Annotated in this window: 29 protein-coding genes; 25 read left to right on the top strand and 4 right to left on the bottom strand. The window is 63.1% G+C overall.

Annotated features, from left to right (window positions below):
* Nucleotides 1-4: 4 nt before the first annotated feature.
* From ACFOJE_RS21270 to ACFOJE_RS21255, 4 genes are all read right to left on the bottom strand, one after another.
* The gene (locus tag ACFOJE_RS21270) at nucleotides 5-553 is read right to left on the bottom strand and encodes a hypothetical protein (RefSeq protein WP_377817012.1); all 549 of its coding nucleotides are present in this window, start codon (nucleotides 551-553) and stop codon (nucleotides 5-7) included.
* Nucleotides 550-729, bottom strand: coding sequence for a hypothetical protein (locus tag ACFOJE_RS21265; protein ID WP_377817011.1), 180 nt, complete (start codon nucleotides 727-729; stop codon nucleotides 550-552). Before ACFOJE_RS21265 ends, ACFOJE_RS21270 begins: the two co-directional genes overlap by 4 nt.
* 284 nt (nucleotides 730-1,013) lie before the next feature.
* Nucleotides 1,014-2,702 carry a Shedu anti-phage system protein SduA domain-containing protein gene (locus ACFOJE_RS21260; RefSeq protein WP_377817009.1) on the bottom strand — a complete coding sequence of 563 codons (1,689 nt, stop codon included), beginning with the start codon at nucleotides 2,700-2,702 and terminating at the stop codon, nucleotides 1,014-1,016.
* A 187-nt stretch (nucleotides 2,703-2,889) separates the two neighbouring features.
* Nucleotides 2,890-3,711, bottom strand: a complete 822-nt coding sequence (locus tag ACFOJE_RS21255) for a LexA family transcriptional regulator (protein WP_377817008.1) — start codon at nucleotides 3,709-3,711, stop codon at nucleotides 2,890-2,892.
* Nucleotides 3,712-3,731: 20 nt separating this feature from the next.
* Between ACFOJE_RS21255 and ACFOJE_RS21250 the strand changes: the two genes are divergently transcribed.
* The 25 genes from ACFOJE_RS21250 (at nucleotide 3,732) to ACFOJE_RS21130 (ending at nucleotide 26,088) form a co-directional block, all read left to right on the top strand.
* A complete protein-coding gene (locus tag ACFOJE_RS21250; RefSeq protein WP_377817007.1) occupies nucleotides 3,732-3,971 on the top strand; it encodes a transcriptional regulator in 240 nt (79 codons plus the stop codon).
* Between the two features lie 335 nt (nucleotides 3,972-4,306).
* Nucleotides 4,307-4,828, top strand: coding sequence for a phage regulatory CII family protein (locus tag ACFOJE_RS21245; RefSeq protein WP_377817006.1), 522 nt, complete (start codon nucleotides 4,307-4,309; stop codon nucleotides 4,826-4,828).
* The gene (locus tag ACFOJE_RS21240) at nucleotides 4,821-7,034 is read left to right on the top strand and encodes a VapE domain-containing protein (RefSeq protein WP_377817005.1); all 2,214 of its coding nucleotides are present in this window, start codon (nucleotides 4,821-4,823) and stop codon (nucleotides 7,032-7,034) included. The genes ACFOJE_RS21245 and ACFOJE_RS21240 overlap by 8 nt, the downstream gene beginning before the upstream one ends.
* Nucleotides 7,031-7,402, top strand: a complete 372-nt coding sequence (locus ACFOJE_RS21235) for a PA0613 family protein (RefSeq protein ID WP_377817004.1) — start codon at nucleotides 7,031-7,033, stop codon at nucleotides 7,400-7,402. The genes ACFOJE_RS21240 and ACFOJE_RS21235 overlap by 4 nt, the downstream gene beginning before the upstream one ends.
* Before the next feature lie 669 nt (nucleotides 7,403-8,071).
* Complete coding sequence (locus ACFOJE_RS21230) at nucleotides 8,072-8,446, top strand: hypothetical protein (RefSeq protein WP_377817003.1); 375 nt, start codon at nucleotides 8,072-8,074, stop codon at nucleotides 8,444-8,446.
* A gap of 3 nt (nucleotides 8,447-8,449) precedes the next feature.
* Nucleotides 8,450-9,199 (top strand): hypothetical protein, encoded by a 750-nt coding sequence (locus tag ACFOJE_RS21225; protein WP_377817002.1) that lies wholly within the window; start codon nucleotides 8,450-8,452, stop codon nucleotides 9,197-9,199.
* A 129-nt stretch (nucleotides 9,200-9,328) separates the two neighbouring features.
* Nucleotides 9,329-9,916: a terminase small subunit gene (locus ACFOJE_RS21220; protein WP_377817000.1), complete on the top strand. Its 588-nt coding sequence runs from the start codon at nucleotides 9,329-9,331 to the stop codon at nucleotides 9,914-9,916.
* 4 nt (nucleotides 9,917-9,920) lie between these two features.
* Nucleotides 9,921-11,879 (top strand): phage terminase large subunit family protein, encoded by a 1,959-nt coding sequence (locus ACFOJE_RS21215; protein ID WP_377816998.1) that lies wholly within the window; start codon nucleotides 9,921-9,923, stop codon nucleotides 11,877-11,879.
* A 13-nt stretch (nucleotides 11,880-11,892) separates the two neighbouring features.
* Nucleotides 11,893-12,234 carry a hypothetical protein gene (locus tag ACFOJE_RS21210; RefSeq protein ID WP_377816997.1) on the top strand — a complete coding sequence of 114 codons (342 nt, stop codon included), beginning with the start codon at nucleotides 11,893-11,895 and terminating at the stop codon, nucleotides 12,232-12,234.
* Between the two features lie 25 nt (nucleotides 12,235-12,259).
* Nucleotides 12,260-12,484, top strand: coding sequence for a hypothetical protein (locus tag ACFOJE_RS21205; protein WP_377816995.1), 225 nt, complete (start codon nucleotides 12,260-12,262; stop codon nucleotides 12,482-12,484).
* Nucleotides 12,484-13,944 carry a phage portal protein gene (locus ACFOJE_RS21200; RefSeq protein WP_377816994.1) on the top strand — a complete coding sequence of 487 codons (1,461 nt, stop codon included), beginning with the start codon at nucleotides 12,484-12,486 and terminating at the stop codon, nucleotides 13,942-13,944. Before ACFOJE_RS21205 ends, ACFOJE_RS21200 begins: the two co-directional genes overlap by 1 nt.
* Nucleotides 13,941-15,068 carry a head maturation protease, ClpP-related gene (locus ACFOJE_RS21195; protein ID WP_377816992.1) on the top strand — a complete coding sequence of 376 codons (1,128 nt, stop codon included), beginning with the start codon at nucleotides 13,941-13,943 and terminating at the stop codon, nucleotides 15,066-15,068. The genes ACFOJE_RS21200 and ACFOJE_RS21195 overlap by 4 nt, the downstream gene beginning before the upstream one ends.
* Nucleotides 15,065-15,412, top strand: a complete 348-nt coding sequence (locus tag ACFOJE_RS21190) for a head decoration protein (protein WP_377816990.1) — start codon at nucleotides 15,065-15,067, stop codon at nucleotides 15,410-15,412. The genes ACFOJE_RS21195 and ACFOJE_RS21190 overlap by 4 nt, the downstream gene beginning before the upstream one ends.
* Nucleotides 15,413-15,476: 64 nt before the next feature.
* Complete coding sequence (locus ACFOJE_RS21185; protein WP_377816989.1) at nucleotides 15,477-16,478, top strand: major capsid protein; 1,002 nt, start codon at nucleotides 15,477-15,479, stop codon at nucleotides 16,476-16,478.
* Nucleotides 16,478-16,801, top strand: coding sequence for a hypothetical protein (locus tag ACFOJE_RS21180; protein WP_377816987.1), 324 nt, complete (start codon nucleotides 16,478-16,480; stop codon nucleotides 16,799-16,801). The genes ACFOJE_RS21185 and ACFOJE_RS21180 overlap by 1 nt, the downstream gene beginning before the upstream one ends.
* Nucleotides 16,798-17,256: a hypothetical protein gene (locus tag ACFOJE_RS21175; RefSeq protein ID WP_377816986.1), complete on the top strand. Its 459-nt coding sequence runs from the start codon at nucleotides 16,798-16,800 to the stop codon at nucleotides 17,254-17,256. The genes ACFOJE_RS21180 and ACFOJE_RS21175 overlap by 4 nt, the downstream gene beginning before the upstream one ends.
* Nucleotides 17,257-17,352: 96 nt before the next feature.
* On the top strand, nucleotides 17,353-18,084 hold the full coding sequence (locus ACFOJE_RS21170; RefSeq protein ID WP_377816984.1) for a phage tail tube protein: 732 nt from the start codon (nucleotides 17,353-17,355) through the stop codon (nucleotides 18,082-18,084).
* Complete coding sequence (locus tag ACFOJE_RS21165; protein ID WP_377816982.1) at nucleotides 18,081-18,431, top strand: phage tail assembly chaperone family protein, TAC; 351 nt, start codon at nucleotides 18,081-18,083, stop codon at nucleotides 18,429-18,431. Before ACFOJE_RS21170 ends, ACFOJE_RS21165 begins: the two co-directional genes overlap by 4 nt.
* Before the next feature lie 29 nt (nucleotides 18,432-18,460).
* Nucleotides 18,461-18,727 (top strand): phage tail assembly protein T, encoded by a 267-nt coding sequence (locus ACFOJE_RS21160; protein WP_377816980.1) that lies wholly within the window; start codon nucleotides 18,461-18,463, stop codon nucleotides 18,725-18,727.
* Nucleotides 18,728-18,774: 47 nt separating this feature from the next.
* Nucleotides 18,775-19,452, top strand: coding sequence for a hypothetical protein (locus ACFOJE_RS21155; RefSeq protein ID WP_377816979.1), 678 nt, complete (start codon nucleotides 18,775-18,777; stop codon nucleotides 19,450-19,452).
* Nucleotides 19,453-19,508: 56 nt separating this feature from the next.
* Nucleotides 19,509-21,884, top strand: a complete 2,376-nt coding sequence (locus ACFOJE_RS21150) for a phage tail tape measure protein (RefSeq protein ID WP_377816977.1) — start codon at nucleotides 19,509-19,511, stop codon at nucleotides 21,882-21,884.
* The gene (locus tag ACFOJE_RS21145) at nucleotides 21,884-22,468 is read left to right on the top strand and encodes a hypothetical protein (RefSeq protein WP_377816975.1); all 585 of its coding nucleotides are present in this window, start codon (nucleotides 21,884-21,886) and stop codon (nucleotides 22,466-22,468) included. The genes ACFOJE_RS21150 and ACFOJE_RS21145 overlap by 1 nt, the downstream gene beginning before the upstream one ends.
* The gene (locus ACFOJE_RS21140; protein WP_377816974.1) at nucleotides 22,468-23,067 is read left to right on the top strand and encodes a hypothetical protein; all 600 of its coding nucleotides are present in this window, start codon (nucleotides 22,468-22,470) and stop codon (nucleotides 23,065-23,067) included. Before ACFOJE_RS21145 ends, ACFOJE_RS21140 begins: the two co-directional genes overlap by 1 nt.
* Before the next feature lie 4 nt (nucleotides 23,068-23,071).
* The gene (locus ACFOJE_RS21135; protein WP_377816972.1) at nucleotides 23,072-23,473 is read left to right on the top strand and encodes a DUF6950 family protein; all 402 of its coding nucleotides are present in this window, start codon (nucleotides 23,072-23,074) and stop codon (nucleotides 23,471-23,473) included.
* On the top strand, nucleotides 23,470-26,088 hold the full coding sequence (locus tag ACFOJE_RS21130) for a phage tail tip fiber protein (protein ID WP_449224146.1): 2,619 nt from the start codon (nucleotides 23,470-23,472) through the stop codon (nucleotides 26,086-26,088). Before ACFOJE_RS21135 ends, ACFOJE_RS21130 begins: the two co-directional genes overlap by 4 nt.
* Nucleotides 26,089-26,098: the final 10 nt, after the last annotated feature.

Raw genomic sequence — 26,098 nt, 5'->3', positions numbered from 1 at the left:
CACCTCACGCGGCCCGAGCAGCGCGGTGGCTGGCGATGAGCTGCCCGACCTTGCGCTCCAGTTCCCGATAGGCCTGCTCGCGATTGGCGGGCAGAACCATGCCCAGGCAGGTGCCTTCGACCTCGATCTCGGCCCGCGCTTCGCCGCTCCATCCGGTGCGCATCCGCAGGCAGACCTCCAGATCGTCGACCGGCAGCTCATGCGTGCCCCGGCCCCTGCCGATCGCACTGCGCAGCGCGATCTCCATGTCGCTGGCCAGCTCGTGCTCGCCGGGCTCCGGAATGCCGGTGGGGCATTCGCCGTTGGCGATGCTCTCGATGAAGCGAGCCAGACGCGCCGGGTTCGAACCGTTGCGGCGGTCCAGCGTGAGGCTGTTGCAGCTGCGGCCCATCTCCACCCGGACATGGATCGCGGCGCTGCATGGCTCGATGGTGACCCGCGCCTGCATGGAAACGCGGTCCGCGTTGTGCAGGGTATGGGTGAAGGTACCGCTCAGGTTCAGCTGAGCCCGGAGACGCACGCCGGCATTGGCCGATAGCTGGAGCCTGCTCATGCGGCGAACCCTCCGTCGTTCGGGTCGAAGGGGGCGGGCAGGGGCGTCTTGCGCTCGCTGAGCCTGGGCTTGCCGCCGCGGACGACGACGAGACGGCCGGTCGCGGCCTGAAGGCGCTCGATTAACTGGCGGTTGGAAGCGCACGCCGGATGGACGTGCAGGGTGGCGGTGTGCATGTGGGCCTCAGCTCTGTGGTGGAGAGATGAGGTAATTAAACCTAATGTTTATTTTTCGGTCAACACTGAATGTTTATTCATCCTTTTCAAATGCATTCAAACCTCGGCGACGCGGGGTTTGAGTACCGCGGGGGCAGGAGAATCAGCGCTCTCTACGACAAGCTGGCAATAACTTTTATTATTATGATTGCGCTGTTTACGCACTGTATTGCCTACAGTACTATTTGTAAAAACTTGAAAAGGTGGTTGTTAGGATTTTTGAATTATTAGTCTCTAGTATCTTTTTACCCCTCTAGCCAGTATGGCAGAAGATCTAATGTTTGCGCATAGTTAGTGTTTTCAATTCTCTTAAGATTCCTCCGATTAAGCATCCAAGCTAACTCTTGTTGAGTGAATGATTGTTGAATGGCATGAAATACGCTGTTTAGTTTTATTCCACTTTCAGTGCTGGTTCTCAATTGCCAGCTTGCCATGGTGTGATCATGATCGTTTATGGCACCAACTAACAAAGAGTACTCATTAAGTAGTATTCTAGAGTATCTGGCTGGGTTGAAGCTGGAAAAGACTTCGCTATTTACAGCTCTGTACGGATTTACATAACATTCATTGTATTTAAAATTCGCAGAATAGAATAGGTAGAGATACATTTCCCTGTAATACCCTTGGATATCAATCATGGCCATAAGCCAGTTGGTGGTCGCCTTGTAAACTTCAATATCAGAAAATTCATGGGTCGAGCCTAGTCCTAATAAATTTTTAGGTAGGCAGTGCTGAATCAAATACCTTAATATCGCCTTCCTGGCCAAGGAGTCTATTTCAACGTCGAATGCCTGTCTCTCTTGATGACAGGTGGCAGGATCAGGAGGGAGCGTGGAGAAGCCATGATTGTCCAGTGGTAAGTAGTTGGTGTGGTTTATACAATATGCTTTAGTTTTATACTCATTCCTGTATCTTTCTGTCTCTGAAACAAAATATGGCGAAAATAGGCTGAGCACCTGATATTTGTGTGTTATGAAACTGCCTTCAAAAGAATCAAATCCATTAAATAATCGATTCTCGCACCCCGGCCACTCGCAACAATTTGAGGATCTTATAAAAGCCTCCATTTGTTGTTCGGTGTCAAGGGAGGTGGAGCTACCACGGTCACCATAACGGCCTAAAGCTTTAACTTTCCATGGGTCAGTCTTAGGGGGGCGGTTTTGCTGCCATAACTTGACTTGCTCTTTGGTTTGCGTATCAAGTGATTTTATGGTTTCAGGGCCGAAGGTAAGTGTTGCTGGAGTCATGTTATCCAGTAAGCCCCTATGTGCCCTGCTAAGGTGCTTTACAATGAGTTGGTTGCTGGCTTTGGAAAGAATATTTTTCTTTCCAGTGCTATAGGGAAGTGCAGATATAATGTCTTCATAAGTCCATATATCAATATTTATTGATTGGCTGTGGCTCTCCAGAGTTTGTCGATACTCTTGTCCGGTGGGTAAGGCGCCGGAGATGATTAATAAATAATTGATTCGAGGGGCGTGGTTTCTGATCTCCTCGGGAAGGAAACATTTAAGATCCTTAAGAGGATCAGCCTTTTCTTTATAGTTTGTTAAATAGCGCCTCCAGCTATTTACCTGGTAAAATGCCGATGTAAAATCGCTATGGAATCCTTGGGTATTGTTCTTGAGGAAGATCTTTTTCGTGGAGCTCTCAAGCTCAATCAGTGTTATGTGTACGTTGCCTGATAGTATAGAGATATAGGCGAAGTCAGTGATAAGGTTCTTGGAGATTTGATATTTTGAAATTACAGTGTTGCAGAATATTCCGCCAGGAGTTAGGTGGGGTGTTGGTATTAGTTCTGAGTGTTTTTCCATAAATTCTTGGATGGCGTTTTCATTTCCCCTGTCATTCTTTTTTCTGGTGCTTTCTTGTTTGTCGCCATATAGTATTTTTCGAAACTCTAATATTAAATTCATTTTGTTTTCGGATGACATGTTTCTGTCTAGGTAAGTTATTCGAGGGATTAATTGTGAGATCATGCAAAAGTATAAATAAAGCATGGTCCGGGTCGATCGAGAAGTACTGCATGTCCTCCTAAATAGGCTTCTTTTTTATCCTTGGCAGCAAGGAATGGAGGCTTTTTTTAAGTAAGAACGAGTGCAATGTGCGTGAGGCATCTCGTCAAATCAACGGTCCCGATTTCAGCGGCCGCACCGTTGACCACCAGAATACCCGGCCTAAGATGCGGATTTGCTGGTCCTGCTGCTGCTGAAGATTATAGTCCTCGTCCTGGTGTTCCTCCCGATTGAAGCTGCGCAGGCGGATGCCACCTCCAGGCAGGCGGTAGAGGAACTTCACTCGTAGCATACCGTCGTGCTCCAGGGCGTAAATCTCGCCATCGATGACATGAGTGATACTACGATCCAAGCCGATAGTGGCACCGTTCATAATCAGGGGCTCCATGCTGTTGCCCGAGACGGTAGCGCATACGGCTTGGGAGGGGCTAACGCCAGCTGAGCGCATGGTGGCATAGGAAAACCTGAGCTTACGGTCCTCTATTTCCCGCACAGCAGTACGACCGCTGCCGGCCGCGAGTTCGACTTCCTTGTACAAGGGAATCTCTACCTCGTCGTCATCTAGAGGCGTACCGTCATCCCATGGAGACAAGGGCTCAAGATGGACCTTGCTTCCCGCTTCTACCGGCGTTGACTGTCCGCTCGCTGAAGTGCAGGGCTGCTGATTGGGGGGGCTGTCTTTCTCGCCATCAGCCAGCCACCGTGCATCTACTTGAAGATGGTCGGCAACCTTGAAGATTCGGGCCTTGGGAATGCCCCGGTTGAACCAGTTGTTGACGTGCTGAGGTTCTACGCCCATTGCTGTGGCGAAATCTCGGTAGGCGATGCCTCGCGCGTCAAGAAGATCACGAAGGCGTTTTCCGGAAATATTCATAAACATCGAGTTTAGGGGGTAGACATTCCGTGTAAATAAACGTAGCGTGTACACATGCTTTTCTTGTATACGGAATGTTTATGACTGATTCAGCCTTGGAGAGAGCTATCCGGGTGGCCGGCGGTGGACGTGCATTAGCTCGCAAGCTGGGAGTAAGCCCGATGGCTGTTTCTCAATGGAAAAAGCGGGGCGTTCCCGCCGAGCGTGTTCCCGCCGTTGTGCGCGCCACCGACGGTGCCGTCCAGGCCCACGAGCTGCGCCCCGATCTGCCCGAGCTTTTCCCGGTGCCGGCCGATTCGATCGCCGCCGCATAAAAAAACGGGCGGCCTAACCAGCCGCCCGCTGCCCGAAGCCCTCACCACAAGGGCTCCGGGCGGTGCATCGAGCCCGACGGGAGCACACCACGTACACTCGTCGGGTCCGGGCACCTGACCGGGGCACGGATGCCCCGGGTTGCCAGCCTTTCCACCACAGAGCCGCTGGCTGTAACGGCGGGGCGTTCGCGGAGCGAGCGCCTCGCCATCGGGGGCGCAGGCGGCCTTTCCACCACAGAGCCGCCGCCTGCCTATGACCACCTTGCGAGTGACCACGGCGTGACTTTACCAGAGCTCCTGCGCCGCGGCACTGGCAGACTTCGGGGATTACTGCCATGAGCCGAGCCGATTCGGGCCGCGCCGACCGGGCCCAGCGCGAGATTCTGCCGCTGCGCCTTGCCCTCTACCACGCCTGCCGGGAGTTCCCCGGCGGCACTGCGGCCATCGCCGCCATCTACGGTCGCAACCCGACCACCCTCCAGCACAAGATGAGCCCGACCCAGCCCACGCACTCGCCGAACCCGGACGAGATCGAGGAAGTGACGGCCGCCACCCGCGACCCGCGCATTCTGGATTCGCTGATCGAAGCCTTTGGCGATGCGGCCTGGGTGGACCTGCGCGCACTGCTGCAGGGCTTCGACCCGCGGCAGGACTTGCCGGGCGTGCTCAAGGCGGTGGGGGACACCCTGCAACGCCAGTCGGCGCTGACCGACTCCATCGCCCGCCACCTGGCCGACGACGGCCGCATCGACCGGGAAGAACTCGCCGAGTGCAAGCTGCACCTGCGCCGCACCCAGGGCGCGCTGCTGGCCCTGGAGCGGATGCTGGAACGCGAGGCGGAGGCGTGCCATGGCTGAGCGAATGGACGAGGTTCTGGATCAGTTCCGGCAGTTCGGCCTGGCGGTCGAGCTGCCGCTCTGTTTCGGCAAGCTGACCCGGGTGAAGGCGGAGGGCGACAAGGACCGGGCCCGCACGGGCTGGTACATCGCCCACGAGTACTGCACGGAGAAGGGCGAGACGTTGGTTTTCGGTGCCTTCGGCAACTGGCGCCTCGGGGTGACGGAGAAGATCAAGCTCAAGGGCGTGAAGCTGACCGAGGAGGAGCGCGAGCTGATGCGCGCCCGCCAGGAGGAGGCGAAGCGCCGGGCCGCCGAGGCGCAACAGCACGCTGCGCGGCGGGCGGCGAAACGGGCGGCGTCGCTCTGGCCGAGAATGGCGGAGAAGGGCGCGAGCCCCTACCTGCAGCGCAAGCAGGTGGTCGGCTTCGGGGTGCGCTATGCGCCGCGCAGCGGGGCGCTGTTGGTGCCGATGCGCAACGCCCGGGGCGATCTGGCCGGGCTGCAGGTGATCTATCCGGCGCTGCAGGCGCAGCTGGGCCGGGACAAGAGCTACTGGCCGGCCGGCATGGCGAAGGAGGGCGCGTTCCATCTGATCGGCCCGCATCCCGAGCCGGGCGAGCCGCTGCTGGTGTGCGAGGGTTACGCGACCGGCGCCAGCCTGCACATGGCGACCGGTTGCGCGGTGGCGATCACCTTCGACGCGGGCAACCTGCTGCCGGTGGGCAAGGTGCTGCGGGAGCAGTTCCCGGGCCGGCCGCTGATCTTCTGCGCGGACGACGACTGGAAGACCACCCGCCCGAACGGCGGGGCCTGGAACCCCGGCGTGGAGAAGGCCACGAATGCGGCCACCATTCTCGGCGGCCAGGTAGTGGCGCCGTCGTTCGGCGGCGAGCGCGAGGAGAAGTGGACGGACTTCAACGATCTGCACGTGGCCGAGGGGCTGGAGGCGGTGCGCCGGCAGGTGCTGGCGGTGGTCCGCCCGCCGGCGGCCGGGGGCTGGAAGGACAAGCTGCAGCGCAGCGAGACGGGCGCGCTGATCGCCCATGCCTTCAACGTGGCGCTGATCCTGGGCAACGACGAGCGCTGGAGCGGGGTGATTGCCTATAACGCCTTCAGCTCGAAGATCGTGAAGCGCCGGGCCGCGCCCTATGGCGGCGGCACCGGGGAGTGGAGCGATTTGGACGATGCGCGGGTGGTGATGTGGCTGGCCGAGCAGTACAACCTGCGGACGAAGGCGGCCGGCGTGATCGAGGCGGTCAGTGTGGTCGCCAACGATCATGCCTTCCATCCGGTGCGGGAGTATCTGAAAGGGCTGGAGTGGGACCGGGTGCCGCGTCTGGAGGGCTGGCTGTCGCTGATCTTCGGGGTGCCGATGTCGCCCTACACGATGAAGGTGGGCAAGCGCTGGATGATTTCGGCGGTGGCGCGGGTGATGGAGCCCGGCTGCAAGGCCGATGCGGTGCTGATCCTCGAAGGGGCGCAGGGCGCGGGCAAGTCGACGGCGCTGGCGATCCTGGGCGGCGACTGGTTCATGGATACGCCCTTCAACCTGGGGGACAAGGACGGGTTTCAGGTGATCCGCGGCAAGTGGGTCATCGAGCTGGGCGAGCTGGACAGCTTCAACAAGGCGGAATCGACCCGGGCCAAGCAGTTCTTCTCCGCCTCCGTCGATACCTACCGGGAGAGCTACGGCCGCCGGGTTCTGGACGTGCCACGCCAGTGTGTTTTCGCGGGGACGACCAACCAGGAGGAGTACCTGAAGGACACCACCGGCAACCGGCGCTACTGGCCGGTGACCTGCCAGAAGGTGGAGCTGGAAGCATTGCGCGAGCTGCGCGACCAACTGTGGGCTGAGGCGGTGTTCCGCTACCAGTCCGGCGAGTACTGGTGGGTGCAGCGGGAGGAGGCCGACCAGTTCGCCGAGGAGCAGGATGCCCGCTACACGGTGGATGCCTGGGAATACCCGATCCGCGAGTGGCTGGAGGACCCAGCCTCGGGCGAGACCGTCACCGCCGACCGCATCCTGCAGGGCGCGCTGAAGCTGGACTACGGCCACTGGGGCCGGCCGGAGCAGATCCGGGTCGGCTACATCATGCAGCGGCTCGGCTGGCGACGGGAGCGGCTGGCGGCCTCGAAGAAGAGCGGCGTCCGCCCCTGGGGCTACAAGCGGCCGGAGAGCTGGCGGGTAGCAGCGGCGGCTGTGGTCGAGGAGGAGCCGTTTTGATCCGGGAGATCGACGACCTGCTGCGGGCCTGGGCGGAGCAGCGGGCCATCCGTGAAGCCTTCCCGGGCCCCGGCAACGTGCGCTGTACGCTCGGCATGCTGATCGACAGCCAGGGCGTGGTCATCCCCACGACCAAGCGCTCCCGAGGCCTGGACGATCCGCGCTTCCCGGTGACCGAACTGGTGGTCAACGGGCTGCGCCACGATCTGAAGGTGCTGGTCTACGAGCACTACCTGCACCACCCGCTCAGCACGCCCGCCCAGAAGGCGCGGGCGTTGGGCTATTCCGGGACCAGCGCCTACTACCGGGCGCTGGGCACGGCGCACGAGCACGTGCGGGCGGCGCTGCGGCAGAGGATGGCGGCGTGAGGAGCGCGCGCCTGCCGGTGTCCCGTCTGTCCCATCGAGCGGAGCGGGTTGGGACGTGGGCAGGCCGCGCCCTTGCTGGCGTCGTCCTATGTCCCAGCGAATGCGCCTGTGCGCGCATAGGCGCCCGTAACGAATACGCGCGGGCGCGCAGCGTGTGATTAACCTCTCCCTCTATATAAGGGGGGATTTGATGGGACATAGGACAGAGCCTTACGAATCAAGGCGTTTGGCTGTCCCATCCGATTGGATCGGATGGGACGAACAGGACAGCGGGGGAAGGAAGAGCAAGCCAGGGAGGGAGCAGTCCGATATTGCGGGGATTTTTCCGGGACGTTGGGGGGATTTTGTGGGGGTGGCAGCGGCAGGGGCTTGCTGCCATGGGAATCGGGAGGTAAAAAGTCGTCATTCTTGTATAGGTGCGACCGCAGCAGGCGGCGCCCCGATCCCCCGAAACCCGGCCCCCGCGCCGGGTTTTGCGTTTCTCCGGTGCTGTGGGGTTCCCCGCCCTGGTCACCAGCACCCGCCGGCGCCAGCCGGCACCTATCGCTCCTTTCGTTGGGAGAGCCATTGCCCGCCGCGTGCGGGCCTTTTTATTCCTGCGGTCCTGCCCCGGCGATGACGGGGCGCTGGACAACTATTCGCCCGAGAGGGCTATCGAGCATGCAGACAATGACTGAACCCGCCTCGACCGCTGCCGGCGGTATCGCGCTGTACAAGCTGGGCATCCTCGCCGCTATCGGTTCCGCCGTGGTGGCGTTCGTCGTGATGGCGATGACGACCCCGCGCACAACGCGCGAGTTCGTCGTGGCGATGATCTGCACGATCGTCTCCAGCATCTGCGGCGGTGCCGGGGTGGTGCGCTGGTTCGATCTGACCAGCTGGATGCTGGACGACATCGGCATGGTGGCCATCGGCGGAATCATCTTCGCCTGCGGGTTGCCGGCCTGGGTGATCGTGCGGGCCTGGTTCAACTGGAGCGAGGCGCGCCGGTCGGTACCGCTGCCGGAGATGGTCAAGGAGTTCCGGGATGAGACGGGGATGTAACCTATGGCAAATTCGATTGAGATCTCGGCCCATGTCGATGTGGGGGAAATCAGTCGCAAGCTGTCGGATCTAGCCAAGAAGCAAATCCCGTTTGCTACTGCTTTAGCACTTACCCGCACGGCTCAATTAGTCAAGAAGGGTACGTTGGATGTGATGCGGGCGCGGCTCGATAGGCCAACGCCGATCACGATGAGCAGCGTGTTCGTCAAGCCGGCAACCAAGGCAAGGTTGGAGGCCAGAGTCTGGTTCAAGGACTCGTGGTCGTCCGGAATTCCGGCCGATCGTTACATGCAGCCTGCTGTGCTTGGCGGAGCTCGCCGGCACAAGCGCTTCGAGAAGGCGCTGATCTCCAGGCAGATCATGAAACCGAATCAATACGCCGTCCCCGCTAAGGAATTCCTGAACCAGTACGGCAACATCACCGGCGGGCTAGCCAAGAAGGTGCTGTCTGGACTCGGGGCTGCTGAGATGACTTCCGGCTACAAGGCCAACGCCACCAATAGCAGGCGCAGCCGGCGCAAGGGAAATGCCGACCGCTTCTTTGTTCTGCATGGTCTGGACCGCAGCAGCGGTATCTGGGAACGCAAGGCCACCAGATGGGGCGATGCGATCCGCCCGGTGTTTCTGTTTGTCGACGCACCGTACTACAAGGTTCGCATTCCCTTCGAAAAGATCGCTGCGAACATCGTCAAGGCGCATCTGCAGCGCGAGTTCGAGCAGGCGATGACCAAGGCGCTGGCTACAGCAAAGTAAAGCGCCGGGGGCCCCTATGACGTTGAGAGTTCACGGGTAATTCGTGCCGCGCTCTCGCGGTAGCGGCTGGGTTGCCAAGTTAGTTGACGCGGGTTGACAGGTTTACGCCTCGGTTGACAGGTATTCCCCATGATGACTCTTAGCAGAACGGAGTTTGCGGCAAGCCGCGGCTGGTCGCGCCAGTACGTTGGCAAGCTGGCCAAGCAGGGCCGCCTGGTCCTGACGGCCGACGGCAAGGTCGACGTCGCCGCCACCGAGGCCCTGCTTCAGCGCACCGCCGACCCCAGCAAAGCCGGCGTTGCCGACCGCCACCAGCGCGAGCGCGTCGAGCGCGGCGTGACTGCCCATCTGGCCCCAGCCGCGCCGCCGCTGGATCCACCGCCGCCGCCCGCGGGTAATGACGGCGAAGCCATCGACTTCCAGAAAGCCCGCGCCCGCCGCGAGCACTACCTGGCGCGCCTGGCCGAGAACGAATCCCGCAAGAGCGACGGCGAGCTGGTCGAGCGTGCCGTGGTCGAGAACGCCGCCTTCGCCACCGGCCGTATGCTGCGTGACCTGCTGCTCGGCCTGCCCAAGCAGATCAGCGCCGAGCTGGCCGCGGTCAGCGACCCCTGGGAACTCGAACGCCAACTGACCGCCGGCCTGCGCCGCGTGCTCGAGGACGCCCAGCGCCTGAGCGCCGCCGACCTCGAGCACGCCATCAACCCGCAGAGCTGATCCCATGACCCGGTATGCCGACGGTGCCGAGCAGTACCGCTCGGCCTACCTGCGCGGCCTGCAACCCGACCCGGAACTCTGGGTCGATGAGTGGGCCGACCAGTACATGCGCATCCCCCGCGAGACCGGCGCCGCCGAACCCGGCCCGTACCGCACGGAGCGCACGCCCTACGCCCGCGAGCCCATGCGCTGCCTGTCGCCCAGCCACCCGGCCAAGCGCGTGGTGACCATGGTCGCCTCCCAGCTGATGAAGACGCAGATCGCCCTCAACTGGATCGGCGGCTGCATCCACATGGCCCCGGCCAACATCCTCATGCTGCTGCCCAGCCTAGCCCTGGCCAAGCGCGTCAGCGGCCGCGTCGGCAAGACCATCGACGCCACCCCGGTGCTGCGTAAGCGGGTCGCCGCGCCACGCTCGCGCAATGCGAGCAACACCATGGATACCAAGGAGTTTGAAGGCGGCACTCTGTATGCCACCACCGCCGGCTCCGCGTCCAACCTTGCCGAGCTGGCCGCCCGCTACATCTACGGCGACGAGATCGACCGCTGGGACGTCGACGTCGACAACGAAGGCGACCCGATCGAACTGGCCGAAACCCGCGCGAGCACCTTCGGCCGCCACGCCAAGGTCTACTTCTCCAGCTCGCCCACCATCAAGGGCGCCTCGCGCATCGCCGACCTGTTCGCCCAGAGCGACCAGCGCCACTACTACGTGCCGTGCCCGCACTGCGGCGAGCGGCAGGTGCTGGAGTGGGAAAACCTCCAGTACACCGACGACTACCGCCAAGTGCAATACCTGTGCTGCACCTGCGGCTGCCTGATCGACGAACACCACAAGGGCGAGATGCTCGCCCGCGGCGAATGGCGGGCGCATGCCGAGGGCGACGGCGAGACCGTCGGCTTCACCCTCAACGCCCTGTATGCCCCGCTGGGCTGGGTCAGTTGGCTCGGCCTGGCCAAGCAGTACGACAAAGCCAAGGCCGCCCAGGACAAGGGCGACCTCGAACCCATGCAGGTGTTCTACAACACCCGCCTGGCCCGCCTGTGGGACGCCGCCCAGGAGATGACCAAGGCCAGCGAGCTCAAGGCCCGCGCCGAGGACTACCCGCTGGGCAGCGTGCCGCGCGGCGCGCTGATCCTCACCGCCGCCGTCGACACCCAGCACAACCGGCTGGAACTGCTGGTGATCGGCTGGGGCGAGGGCATGGAGCGCTGGGTGGTCGACCATCAGGTGATCATGGGCGACCCGGCCGACGAACGCACCTGGGCGCTGCTCGACGAGAAGCTGAAGGTCCGCTACCGCCACGTCAGCGGGGTCGAGATGGCCATCTGCGCCACCGGTATCGACTCCGGCGGCCACCACACCGACGAGGTCTACCAGTTCACCCGCCTGCGCCGCTGGCGGAACGTGCTCGCGCTCAAGGGCTCGAGCCGGGCAGGGCGCCCGGTGCTCGCCCAGCGCCCGTCGAAGGTCGACGTCACCTGGCGCGGCACCACCCACAAGGAAGGTGCCGAGCTGTGGATGATCGGCACCGACACCGCCAAGGACTGGATCTACAACCGCTATGCCCTGGGCGAAGGCCCCGGTGCCCTGCACTTCAGCAAGGACCTGCCGGACGACTTCTACGACCAGGCCGTCGCCGAGCGCAAGATCGCCCGCTACGTGAAGGGCCACAAGCGCATCGAGTGGATCAAGGGCAAGGCCGACCGCAACGAGGCGCTGGACCTGCTGGTTTACAACCTCGCCATGGCCCACCTGCTCGGCCTCAACCGCTACCGCGAGGCCGAGTGGGCCAAGCTGCGCCAGGCAGTCAGCCAGGGCAGTCTATTCGACGCCCAGGCCAATGCTGAAGAAGCACCCGTACCTGCGCCACTGAAAACCGCCAGCCCGCCGCCCGCCGCTCCGGCGCCGGTCGCGCTGGGGCGCCGCCGCTCCGTTAGCGGCTATCTCAACCGTCGATAGCGTGAGGTACCTCATGATAACTACTGAAAGCTTGCGGCAGCTGAAGCGCATTGAGCTGATGTCCAAGGCTGACTTTGAGATGGCATGGGCACTGGCAGACTTCCCAGATTCCTTTGGCTATCAAGACACCATGAACGGGCACCAGACAAAGAGCTTGGTAGCCCGCATGCTGATCTTGGGTACCGCGGTGAAGGAAATCTGCCAGCGTTGTTCACTTCAGGAGCGTCAGAGGAAGCGACTGCTGGAGTACGCAATAGATGTGTACTCCCAGCTCTTTCCACGGGTAGGCCTCATGTTCATCTACGACTTCGAGGTCGAATCCGAGCGCCAGATCCGCCTGTCTCCCGCCCAATAGCACCACCTGACGCACCGAGGCCACTATGACCACAGCCGCCCAACGCCTGGCCGAAGTTCAGGCCGCGATCCAGGACCTCCTCGTGAACGGCCAGGAAGTGCGCCGCGGCGACCGCAGCCTGAAGCGCGGCGATCTGGACAGCCTGCGCCTGCTCGAAGTCCAGTACGCCGAGCAGGCCGCCGCCGAAGCCAGCGCCGCCGCACCGCGCTCGCGTGTCTCCCGGCTCTACAGTCGAGGCAAGGGGATCTGATGAGCCGAATCAAACTCACCCCCAAGCGCATCAAGGCCAGCTACGACGCCGCCGGTACCGGGCGCCGCGCCGCCGGCTGGGATGCCCCCGACGCCGCGCTTAACACTCTCGCCGTGCCCGCCCTGCGCACTCTGCGCAAGCGTGCCCGGGCCGCTGTGCGCAACGACCCCTACGCCTACAGTGCGATCGACCGCCGCGTCAGCAACCTGATCGGCACCGGTATCACCCCGCGTGCGCGCACCCAGGACAAGGACCTGCGCAGTGCCCTGCACGACCTCTGGGAAGACTGGGTCGAAGAGTCCGACGCCGATGGCCTGCTCGACTTCTACGGTCAGCAGGCACAGATCGCGCGCATGGTGGAGGAGAGCGGCGAATGCTTCGTCCGCCTGCGCCCGCGCCGGCCGGAAGACGGCCTCGCCGTCCCCCTGCAGCTGCAGGTGCTGCCCCCGGACTTCGTCCCCCTGGACAAGACCGAGACCACCCGCAGCGGCAACCGCATCAAGGCCGGTATCGAGTTCGACCTGCTCGGCCGCCGGGTCGCCTATTGGATGTACCGCCGGCATCCCGGCGATGCTCTGGACGCCGGCCAGTACCCGCAGTTGGTGCGCGTGCCGGCCTCCGAGGTGCTGCATATCTTTGAGCCCACCGAGGCCGGCCAGTTGCGCGGTGTTCCGCGCCTGTCCCCGGTCCTGCTGCGGCTCAAGTCGCTGGACAACTACGACGACGCCGTCCTGTTCCGCCAGGAGGTGTCCAACCTGTTCGCCGGCTTCATCCGCAAGCCGGCGCAGGATGCCTCGTTCCAGAGCCTCGACCCCATCACCGGCACGGCCGCGCAGTACGACAGCGACGGCAGCACCCCGATGGTCGGTCTCGAACCCGGCTCCATGCAGGAGCTGCTGCCCGGTGAGGAGGTCGAGTTCAGCGACCCGCCGGACGCCGGCAACACCTACGTCGACTTCATGCGGCAACAGCTGCAGGCCGCCGCGGCCGGCGTGGGCATCCCCTACGAGCTGCTCACCGGCGACATGCGCGGGGTCAACGACCGCCTCATGCGCGTGGTCCTCAACGAGTTTCGCCGGCGCATCGAGCAGCTGCAGTTCGGCCTCTACGTGCATCAGCTCTGCCGCCCGGTCCGCGCCGCCTGGCTCGACATGGCCTACCTGTCCGGCGCGTTGTCCCTGCCGGACTACAGCACCCGCCGGCGCGACTATCTGCGCACCCGCTGGGTACCGCAGGGCTGGGCCTACATCAACCCGGTGCAGGACGTGCAGGCCCGCCAGATGGAAGTCGCCGCCGGCTTCACCAGTCGCAGCGAGGTGGTACTGCGCAGCGGCTACGACGCCGAGCAGATCGACCAGGAAAACGCCGAAGACAACGCCCGGGCCGAGACACTCGGGTTGCACTACGGCAGCACCGCCACGGACGCCGCGATCACCGACCCACAGGATCCGAACCCATGAATCAGCAACGGCAACACCCGCGCATCCTCAATCGCGCCCCGGGCGCCCAGGCCTCGGCCGACCAGCACTGGTACCGTATCCAGGCGGCTGGCGAGGGCGAGCAGCGCCGCATCGAAATCGAGATCTACGGCGACATTGGCTTCTGGGGCATCACCGCCGCCGATTTCATCCGCGACCTCAAGGCCCAGGACGACGGCATCTCGCCGGTCACCGTCGCCATCAACAGCCCAGGCGGCGACCTGTTCGACGGTATCGCCATCCACAATGCCCTGCAGCGTCTTGGCGAGCGCGTTACCGCGCGTATCGACGGTGCCTGCTACAGCTCGGCCAGCGTGGTCGCCAGCGGTGCCAGCCGTGTCACCATGGCCGACAACGCCCTGTTCATGATCCACAACCCCTGGACCTACGCCGCCGGCGACAGCGAGGAGTTGCGCAAGGTCGCCGACATCATGGACCAGGCTCTCGAAGGCATCGTCGCCAGCTACCAGCACCGGCCGCTGACCATCGACGATGCCGAGCTGCGCCGCTTGATCGCCGCGGAAACCTGGCTCACCGCCGTCGAGGCCCAGACCATGGGCTTCGTCGACGAGGTCACCGCCGGCAGCGGCATCAAGGCCAGCCTCGGCCACAACCGCATCCTCAATCGCTACCAGCACGCCCCGCAGCAGCTGCTCGCCCAGCAGGACGAACCGCCGACCCCGGAGCCCGACCCAGCCCCCGAGCCCGATCCGGCTCCCCAGCCCGAACCCGAGGCCTTGGCCCTTGCCGCAGAACTCGCCGCCGGCTGCCAGCAGGCCGGCCTCGCCGACCTGACCGAGGTGCTGATCAAAGCCAGCGGCCTCAAGAGCCGCGCCGCCGTGCAGGCTGAGCTGGCCCGCGCCAAGGCCGTGCGCGAACTATGCATCGCCGCCCGCCTGCCGGGTGAAGCCAAGACGCTGATCAGCGCCGGCCTCGATGCCGACGGCGCCCGCGCCACGCTGTTCGACAAGCTGGTCGGCCGCGGCTTCGGCGAGATCGACAACACCCCTCCGGCCACCGAGCCGCCACCCACCGGCGTCAAAGCCGTCGACCCCGGCGCGATCTACGCGCGCCGCAACCAAGCCTCGAAAGGAGCTCGTAAATGACCATCAAAACCGAAGGCGTCCACGCCGGCGAAGTCCTCCTCTCGGAGGCCAACGGCACCCGCTCGCGGGAAGAAATCACCCTGGCCGCCACCACTGTGGTGCTGCCCGCCGGCCAATTGCTGGGCAAGGTCACGGCAACCGGCCTCTATGCCCCCTATGCGCCGGCCGCTACCGACGGAACCGAAGTCGTCGGCGCCGTGCTCTACGCCCCGGTGGGTAGCTCGACGGCGGAGCAGCGCGCGCTCTGCATCGTCCGCGACGCCGAAGTGAAGCGCGCCCTGCTCACCGGCCTGGACGCCGCCGGCGAAGCCGACCTGCTGGCCCTCGGCATCGTCTGCCGCTGATCCCGACTACCCCGACACCCCCAACCCCGCCACGGCGGGGTTCATTCTTTCTGGAGCCCATCCCATGGCAGAAATCAGCATTTTCGAAGACGAAGCGTTCAGCGTGCAGAACCTGGTCGCCGGCCTCAACGACGAGCCGCACATCCCCGGCCAGATCAGCAACTCCGGCCTGTTCGTCGAGTCCGGCAGCACTACCGTCACCCAGCAGATCGAGAAGAGCGGCAACACCCTCGAATTGGTCCCCGCCGCCTCCCGCGGCGCCGCCGGCCTGGTGGTCAACGGCGCCAAGCGGCAGCTGATCCCGTTCAACTGCGTGCACCTGCCGCAGACCTTCACCATCCTCGCCGACGAGATCCAGGGCATCCGTGCCTTCGGCTCGCGCACCGAACTGCAGGCCGTGCAGGACGTGGTCAACGCCCGATATATCCCGGTCATCAACCAGCTCGCCGCCACCCATGAGTTCCAGCGCGTCGGCGCCCTCAAGGGTCAGATCATCGACGCCGACGGCACGACCGTGCTGAACAACTTGTTCACCGCCTTCGGCCTGAGCCAGCAGAGCCAGGCCATCGGCTTCAACGCCGACGCGGCTACCTCGACCGCCGACGCCGACATCGTCGCCGCGCTGGACAAGCAGGAAGACGCCCTCGGCAACGCCAGCTCCACCGGTGCCGTCGCCTGGTGCGGCAAAGCCTTCTGGGCCAAGCTGATCAGCGACGGCCGCATCCGCGAGGCCTATCTCAACCACGAGGCCGCCGCCGCCCTGCGGGGCGATCGCCGCCAGCAGTTCGAGTACGGCGGCGTCTTGTGGATCCGCTACCGCGGCAAGGTGGGCGGCGTCGCCTTCATTGCCGATGGCGAGGCCTACCTGGCACCCGAGGGCGTGCCGGACCTGTTCCGCACCATCTTCGCCCCGGCCAACTACATGGAGACCGTCAACACTCTCGGCGTGCCGTACTACGGCAAGCTCGAGCGCTTGCCATTCGACAAGGGCGTGCTGGGCGAGGCGCAGTCCAACCCGCTGCACATCTGCACCAAGCCGACCGCCGTTATCAAGCTGACCGCCTGATGGCCGCCAGCTTCAACGTCATGACCGCCGCACTCGATGCAGCCGTCATGGCCGCGCTCAACGACGGCCTCGCCGACTACCTCGATGCCGCGGGCAATCCTGTGGCATCTGACGTGACGGTGATCGTCGACCGAAACCTAGAGCGCGCCGGAGCGGACGGTATGTTCATTTCGATTCCGCTAGCGATTACCTGGCGCAAGGTGGAACTATCCACTGCGATCAGCGGAGGCGTCTTCACTCTCGGCACTGAGCGCTACCTCGTCGAGGGGATAGTCAGCGACGACGGCTACATGATCACCGCATCCTGCATGGAGACCCGATGACCAACCCTCTGACTGCCGCCCGCCAGGCGCTGCTGGCACGACTGCAGAGCATCTCGCCCGACAATGGCTACCTGACCGGCGCAGGAGCCAACGTCAAGAGCGGATGGGTCAACGAGATCCTGCAGGAGCGCCATCACAGCTTTCCGCTGATCGTCGTGCAGCCGGACAAGTCGACACGACAGCCGGAAGCCATGGGCGGCGGCGACATCACCATTCCGATGGCCTTCAACGTCGTGGGCGCTGTCCAGGTCGGCATCGACTACGAACAGGCCATCGACGACCTGACGCTCGACTTGGCGCGCTGCCTGCTTTCGCAGGACCTTGGCCCGCTCTCCTGGGGATCGCCAGGCATGCACAGTGTCGCGATCGCCGCGCCGGAGATTTTTCCCCCGGGCGATGGTCTCGCGGTGGCGACGGTTCTGGTTCGCGTCGAGTTCTCGATCCTGACCGATTGATCGCCGGCCGCCGTCCCGCTCGATAACCGCAACATTCGATAACCCGCCATGTGCGGGTTTTTTATCGCCTGAAAACCCGTACTGGAGAATCCAGCCATGGCCAAGCTCACCCAGGGCACGCAGATCTACGCGCTTGCCCCAAAAGCCAGCAATCCCGCCGAGTTCGAGGTATTCGAAATCGAGGGAGCTACCGCATTCAATCCCGGCGGAAACCCGGCCGACCAGATCGAAACCACCAGCCTGAGCGAGACGGTGCGCAGCTACCTGCGCGGCCTACGCACGCCGGGCCAGGCCAGTCTCACGATCAATACCGACCCGCGCAACGACTCCCATATCCGCCTGCATCAGCTGTCCGAGGATGACTCCATCGAGGATATCGCCTGGGCCGTAGGCTGGTCGGATGGGAAGGACATTGCACCCGGTCTGGTAATGGCCGGGACTCTGGCCGAGATGACCGTGACCGATGGCGGTAGCGGCTACACCACTGCTCCTACCGTGACCATCAGTGGGGGTGGCGGTACCGGTGCGACCGCCGAGGCCACCCTCTCCGGAGGCGTCGTCACCGGCATCGCCATCACCAACCCGGGTAGCGGCTATACCTCGGCGCCGAGCGTCGCTATCGCCGGCGACGGCACCGGGGCTACGGCAACGGCAGCCGTCGCCATGCAAACCGACTTCTCGCTCCCGAACACCCGCACCTGGTTCGTCTTCCGTGGTTACGTGAGCGACTTCCCCTTCGACTTCTCTGCCAATGCCGTGGTGACCACCGCCGCGACCATCCAGCGCTCCGGCGGATCGGCCTGGATCAGGAAAGGAGCCACCGCATGATTCTAACCATCGATAGCCTGAAGGAGATGGGTGCCTTCACCGGCGCCCCGGTCGAGCGCGAGATCACCTGGAAGCAGGGCGACAAGGAGCTGACCGCCACCGTCTACGTGCGGCCGCTGTCCTATCGTTCGGCTGTCAGCGACCTGTCGGCGATGAGCGGAAAGACCGACGCCGTCGCCGGCCGGATCGCCGCCTGCATCTGCGATGCCAAAGGAAATCCGGTATTCACGGCTGCCGACATCACCGGCGAGGCCGACCCCGAGCGCGGACCTCTGGCCGGTAACCTGACCATGGCGCTGTTGGCTGTCATCGGGGAGGTCAACCAGTTGGGAAAGACGCCGAGCTGACAGAGATCGAGGAGGCCTGGTGCGAGCTGGTGCTGAACGGCATCGGCGGTCGCACCATCGTCGAGGCGCAGGGGCGTATCAGCTATCCCGAGTTCCTGCAGTGGATGCGCTACCGGCGCCGGCGAGGTAGCCTCAACGTCGGCCAGCGAGTGGAAATGGCCATCGCATCGCTGTCAGCTCTGTATGCCAACGCTCACCGGAAGGAGCATGCTCCTGCCTTCAAGTGGTATGACTTCGCACCTCATCACGAAGAGCCGGAGCTGACGCTGGAGCAGGCGATGGCTAATTGGGCATAGATACTGGCGCTTTGGTACCCTCCAATTTTTCGTTGTGAGGGATTTCCATGGCAATAGCCAAGTGTAAGGAATGCGGTGGTCAGGTATCTACCAGTGCTAAGACATGTCCGCACTGTGGAGCAAAAGTAAGGAGAAAAGTAGGGGCTATCGGATGGGTTTTCGTGCTTTTTGTAGTTCTTCCTATAGCTTGGAATTATGGAGAATGGCTGCAAAAAGCTACGAGCGTAGAAGATAAAGAATTTGTCTCTCAGGATTCTGCGGTATCGATATCAGAGCATGGTAAATCGCCAGCAAAACCGGTGGAAAAATGGTATAGGTATGAATACAAGGACCAGATGACAGATGAAGTCATTATTGTTCTAAAGAGCAGATCGTTGAACTCAACAGTTTTCGACTTCCCATATCAGATGCCTGGTGGGTCTTATCTGACGCTTAATTTCCGAAAGCATGGAAATGAGCTTGATGCTTTTCTAAGCGTAGATAAAGGCCAGATGCTGTGTAGTTACAGTGACTGCTATTTCAATTTGCGAATCGGTAACGGCCAAGTTAAGAAATGGGCCGGGCTTCAAAGTACGACGAATAACAGCGAAATTATGTTTGTTAGGGATGCCAAGCAGTTAGAAAGTATTGTTAAGAGTGGTGGGAAGCTCCGTATTGGGATTGATTTCTATCGAGCAGGAATCAGAGCATTCGATTTCGATGTTGGTGAGTATCCAGGATTTTAATATATGCTGTATGAAAACCCGCTTCTGCGGGTTTTTTATTGTCCGGAGAAAAGTTAATGGCTGGTAAATCCATAGGAGCCTTGTCGATTGATCTAGTCGCCAAAGTTGGAGGTTTTATTTCCGGCCTGGATAAGGCCGCGCGTAGTTCAGCTGTATGGCGCAATCAGATCGTGCAGAGCATGACTGTGGCCAGTAAGGCTGCTGGTGCTGCCTCTGCCATTGTCAACGGCGCGATGGCTGTATGGATCAAGTCCAGTATCAACTCGGCGGCCGAGCTGAAAAATTTTGCCCAGCTCGCCAACAGCTCGACTACCGAATTCCAGAAGTTCGCCGCTGGCGCCCGTACGGTCGGCATCGATAACGAAAAGCTGGCCGATATTTTCAAGGATGTGAACGACAAGGTCGGCGAGTTCCTGACCACCGGGGGCGGTGAGCTCAAGGATTTCTTCGATGTGGTAGCGCCAAAGGCAGGCGTCACAGCAGACCAGTTCCGCAATCTCTCGGGGCCGCAGGCGCTCGGGCTGTTCGTCGATACCCTGGAGAAGGCCGGCGCCAATCGGCAGGAGATGACTTTCTTCATGGAGTCCCTCGCCGATGATGCGACAGCCCTGATTCCGCTGTTGCAGAACGGCGGGAAGGGCATGCGCGACTTGGCGAGCGAGGCCGAGAACCTAGGCCTGATCCTATCCGAAGAAACCATCCGCGGCGCCAAACAGTTCAATGACGACTTGGACCTGCTTGGCTGGGTCGCCAATGGAGTAGGTCAGCAGATCGCCGCCGAGCTGCTGCCGGAGCTGCTCGAGCTGACCAACGAACTGCGCGATCCGGAGACGGCGAAGGCCGCCACCACGATGGCTAAGGCTGTTGTCGAGTCGTTCTCAACGATTACCACAGGCGCCCGCGAAACAGTCGGCTTCATCAAATGGGCTGCCGAGGCCGCGGCTGCATTCATGAACGGCGCCGCCGGCGATGACATCGTGCGCCTGGAGGATCAGCTGAAGGCTCAAGAACAGGCGTATGCCAAGTTTAAGAACCTGTACCAAGACCTTGTGCTGCCGGATGGCAAGGTTGCTGGCTGGCTGACGGGCAAGACGAAAGACGAGCACGAGGCTGCTATTGCAGCCACCAAAGCCCAGATCGAGTCGTATTGGAAGCTTCAGGGGCTACTGAGCAATCCTCCGAAGATCGAGCCGCCAAAGCCAGACGGGAAGCCAGGCGGTGGTACCGGCCTGAACATCGACCTCTCGGCAGGTGGCAAGACGAAGACCGATGCGGAGAAGGCGGCCAAGGCCATAGCCAGCCAGATTGCCGCGCTTGAACTCCAGGCCAAGACTCTCGGCATGACGGAGGACCAAGAAAAGCTGTTCAAGCTGTCCCTGGACGGTGCCACCGATAGCCAGATCGCCCAGGCGCGGGCCGCTTTGGAAGTTTCCTCCGCCTACGAGCAACAGAAAAAAGTACAGGAAGACTACAAGCAACTGGTCGCCGATCTGCGCACCGACGAGGAGAAGCTCACCGACCAGATGCATGCCCGCTTGGCCGTGCTCGACGCGATGAAAAACATCACGCCGGATGAGCGGACGAAGGTCGCTGGGCAGATCGCTGACGCGACAACCGCGCCGCCCCCTCAATATGAAGGGCTGGATGCGGTGGTGGGCGGCCCGTTCAGCGAACTGCTGAAGATCAACGATGCAGAAAGCGAGCTGGAGAAATGGTATTCGACCCAGCTGGATATGCTGGATCAATTCCGAAAGGAGCGTGCAGATCTGACGGCTACCTGGGATGCTCAGGAGCTGGAGGTAAAGCAGCAGCATGAGGATGCGCTAGCCAAGATCGAGCAGGCCCGCCAGCTCGCGCAGCTTTCTGCTGCGGAAAGTATCTTTGGTGATCTTGCCGATATAACTAAGACATTTGCCGGCGAGCAGTCAGGTCTCTATAAGGCGATGTTCGCGGTGCAGAAGGCGGCGGCGATTGCGCAGTCCATGGTCGCCATCCAGACCGGTATCGCTATGGCTGCCGCCAACCCCTTCCCGATGAACCTTGTAGCCATGGCGTCCGTTGCAGCCGCCACAGCCAGCATCGTCGGGAACATTGCAGCGATTGGCATGGCCCACGACGGCATCGACTCGGTACCGGAAACCGGAACCTGGTTGCTGCAGAAGGGAGAGCGCGTCACTACCGCTCAAACCTCGGCCAAGCTGGATCGGACGCTGAACGCCATTCAGGCGGGGAACATTGACAGGAGCGGAAATGGCAGCGGCGGTGGAACGACCATCCATCAGACCATCACTGTCAACGGTGACGCCAGCCAGCAAACTATCCAGGCGCTCAGACAGGCCGCCCAGCAGGGGGCCCAGCAGGCATTGTCGGCCATCGTCAGCGATGCCAATCGCAACGGGCCGATTATTCAGACCATCAGGAAGCGCCTCTAATGCCTATCGCATGGCCCGCCACCCTGGAGCCGCAGGAGATGACCTGGGGCATGACCTACAACAACCGGGCCTTCACCTCGACCCTGAGCAATGCCCAGCAGATCGTGGGATTCCCGGGCGCGTACTGGCAGTGCAGCCTGTCGTTCGATGGCCTGAGCGACCGGAAGGAGCGGCAACTGACGGCACTCTTGGGCCGTCTTCAGGGCCAGTTCGGGACGGTCAATCTGCCGGCCTTCACCCGTCGGCGGTCGGACGATATCGGCAGCCCGGTCGTCACCATGGCCGAGGCCCTGGCGACCACCATGCTGCTCCGGGGCGTTACGCCCAGCCTCCAGGCCTTCCGGGCGGGGGACTACATCACGGTCGCCGGCGTCATGTACGAGATCACCGACGATGCCACGGCCGGCGCCGATGGCACGGTGCTCGTCAGCTTGAACCGCCGCATCCGCCAGACGGTGCTCAGCGGCACGCCGGTCGAGTACCGCAACCCCTCTGCCGAGATGCGCCTGACCACCGATGCCTACTCGCTGACCCGGCGACCGATGGTCGCCAGCGGCAGCATCGAACTGCGCGAGGCCTTCTGATGAGCAGCGTGTTTCCCTTCAGCCAGCAGGTCGTGGACATCATCGCCGGCGGCAACTTCATGGTGGTCTACGCGGCCCAGCTGGCGTTCAAGACCGGCACGGTCTACGCCCACACCGGCACCGGCCAGCTCATCCTCGACGGGCAGCCGTACGACGGGGTCGGTACCCTCGGCGAGGTCGGCAGCTCCCAGGAGACGGAGGAATCCGGCTCCAGTCTGTCGGTTTCTCTCACGCTGTCCGGCATCGACTCGTCCGTGATGGCCGAGACCAACCTGAACGGCTGTCGGGGGCGACCGGGCAAGCTGCTGTTCGTGGTCGTCGCCGAGGACGGAAGTTATGCGGCCGACACCCTGCTCTCGGGGCGCATGGACGCGGCGCAGATGTCGTTCGGCGGCAATGCCGACACCAACAGCATCACCGTCACCATCGTCGACCGCATGGCCGAGTGGGACCGGACCGGTACCGAGCGCTGGACCGACGAGAACCACCGGGCCCGCCACGGCGACGACGACCGCTTCTTCTATGCCGTCGCCCAGCTCGCCAGCTGGCCGATCTACTGGGGCGCCAAGAAGGATGCCCCGGCCTTCACCTACGAGTAAGACCATGCGCCATCGCGATTGGGCGTTACGCCTGCACGACACCTTCAAGGCCTCCCTCGGGAGGCCTTTTTCATGGGGCGAATTCGACTGCTGCCTGTTCGCGGCGGACTGCTGCCGCGCGGTCTGCGGCATAGACCCGGCCGCACCGTACCGCGGCCAGTACGCCAGCGAGGCCGGCGCCAAGCGCGCCCTGGCAACGATCCACGGCAGCCTGGAGGCCGCCTGGGATGCCTGCTTCGAACGAGTCGCCCCGGCGTTCGCCCAGCGCGGCGACGTCGGGCTGTACGAGGGGCCGGCTGGCCGGGCCATGGCCGTGCACTGGGCCGGCGACTGGTGGTCGACGGCGGAAGAGGGCGTGCGCCGCATTCACTGTACGCCGCTGTTGGTTTGGAGGGTTGAGGCATGAAAGCGGTCAAATCCGCCGTCAAGCTCGGCTGGGCACCGATCAAGGTTTTCTACGATCCGGTCGGCGCCTTCCATGACGTCATGAGCGGCGTCAAAGGGATCTTTTCCGGTCTGAGCATGACGCCCAAGCTCGGCTCCAACGAGCCGTCGGCGCAGACCGTGCGCTCGTCGAAGGCGCCGGCCCGCTACCTCCTGGGGCGGGTCAATACGGGCGGCGTACTGGCCTGGGTGCAGGAGCAGGCGGGCAGCGAGGCGCAAAAGGAGTGGCTGCACCTGGTCTACGTCCTGTCCGAGGGCGCCATCGCCGGCATGGACGAGATTACCCTCGACGAGCAGCCGATCGCCAGCTTCGGCGGAAAGGCGACCTATGAGGTGATCATCGACCCCGTCGCGGCGAACGCCTATCTGCTCGCCAACTGCCCGGACTGGCAGGAAACCCAGATCGGGCGCGGCCTGTCGTTCGTCCGCCTCTCCCTGAAATACGACAGCGAGAAATTCCCCACCGGCATTCCGCAGTTCAGCTGCGTGGTGCGCGGCCGTGCCGATATCTACGACCCGCGCAGCGGCGCCGAGGGCTACAGCGAGAACACCGCGCTGCACCTCCTCTGGTTCCTGCGCCATCGCTGCGGCGTGCCGGACGACGAGATCGTCTTCGAGACCTTCGCCGCGGCCGCCAACGTCTGCGACGAAACCGTCACCAACCCGGACGGCACCACCAGTCCGCGCTATCGCACGGCCGCCGTGATCGGCGCCGACGAGAGCCGGGCCGACGTGCTGAAGAAGCTGACCGACTCTTGCGGCGGACGGCTGCTGCGCGTGGGCGGCAAATGGATGCTGCAGGCGGGCGCCTACTACGGTCCCGCCGAGTTCGAGATCACCGAGGACATGGTGATCGGCACCATCACCGGCACCACCGAGGTCGGCAACGATTCGGCCATTAACACCGTGCGCGGCACCTTCATCGATCCCTCCCAGGCCTGGGCCGAGACCGACTATCCGGATGTGGTCGTCGATGCCTGGGTCCTCGAGGACGGGGGCGAGTCGGCCGAGTCGCTGTCGTTCGGCTACGTGACCGATGTCTACCAGGCCCAGCGTCTGGCCAACCTCGAACTACGCCGCCGGCGCGCCGGCGGCACGCTCAAGATCCCGCTGAACTTTGCCGGCTACAACTGCCGGCCGGGGCGGGTGGTCAGCGTTAACCTGCCATCCCTGAATATCGCCGGCGAGTTCATCGTCAGCGACTGGTCGATGGATGCGAACAGCGCCTGCTCGGTCACGCTGGCCCAATACGGCGCCCAGATCTTCGACGATGCCGTGGGCCAGCCCTACTCGCCGCTCGGCTTCATCGCCCTGCCGGCCGGCGGGATCGGCGCGCCGACCGGCCTGAGCTGGACGCCGCTCGATGCGGGGGAGACGGTGCAGGGCCTGCTGTCGTGGACGGCCCCGTCCGTCATGCTCAACTACTACAGCGTGGTGGTGCGGCAGAACGGTGTGGCCATCCAGGCCATTCAGGTGCCGGGGGCGGCGACTCAGTGCCCGATCAGCGGGCTGACTGCCGGCAGCTATACCCTCAGCATCTCGGCCCAGGGCCCGACCGCGCGCTCGGGCGAGGCGACCATCGGTGTCGAGATCAGCGGGCCGCCGGTGCCGGAAACCTGTGCCGTGCAGGCAACGGTCGATACCCTGATCCTGACCCCCGGCAATGTGCTGAAGCGGCTCAACGGCGGCACCTATGAGTTCTACTACGCCCTGAGCGACAGCGTGCCGCCCGAGCAGGCCACCTATCTCGGGCAGGGGCTGTCCTTCGCGCATACTGGCCTGTCGTTCGCCACGACCTACTACTACTTCATCCGCTCGGTGAATGCCTACGGCAAAAGCGGCTTCCTGGCGGTAGCGGGAACCACCTCGGCCGATATCGGGGCGCTACGAGAGGCCCTGGCCGGCCAGATCGGCGAGACGCAACTGGCCCAGCACCTGGTGGACCGGATCAGCCCGCCGCTGGCCGGTGGAGACTGGTTGGCCGGCGACGAGCAGATTCAGGCCGGCGTCTGGTCCCAGCAGTACGAGCGGGAGACGGCGGATAGCGCGCTGGCCGTGCGCATCGATACGGTCGAAGCCGCCGCCGGCGAGAACAGTGCCGCCATCCAGCAGACCAGCCAGGCGCTCGCGTCGCTGGATGGCAGCCTGCAGGCGATGTGGTCGGTCAAACTGCAGGTCACCCAGGACGGCAAGTACTACGCCGCCGGCATGGGCCTCGGCATCGAGAACACGCCCGCCGGCCTGCAGTCGCAGATCCTGTTCCAGGCGGACCGGTTCGCCGTCATCAACACCGCCAACGGGGCGATCAGCACGCCGTTCGTGATCCAGAGCGGGCAGGTGTTCATCAATTCGGCCGTCATCGGCGACGGCACGATCACCAGCGCCAAGATCGCCGGCTACCTGCAGTCGACCAACTATGTCGCCGGCCAGACCGGTTGGAAGCTGAGCCTGGACGGCCCGTTCGAAATCAATGGGGCAGTCGCCAATAAGGGGCGGATGATGATGAATAACCAGGCGATCAAGTTCTGGGATGCGAATAACGTCCTGCGCGTCCAGCTCGGCGATCAGGAGGCCTAAGTCATGTCCT

Source organism: Azotobacter bryophylli, assembly GCF_042643485.1.
Taxonomy (GTDB): domain Bacteria; phylum Pseudomonadota; class Gammaproteobacteria; order Pseudomonadales; family Pseudomonadaceae; genus Azotobacter; species Azotobacter bryophylli.
The sequence above is the reverse complement of the archived record's forward strand: the minus strand, read 5'-3'. Positions and strand labels throughout refer to the sequence as shown.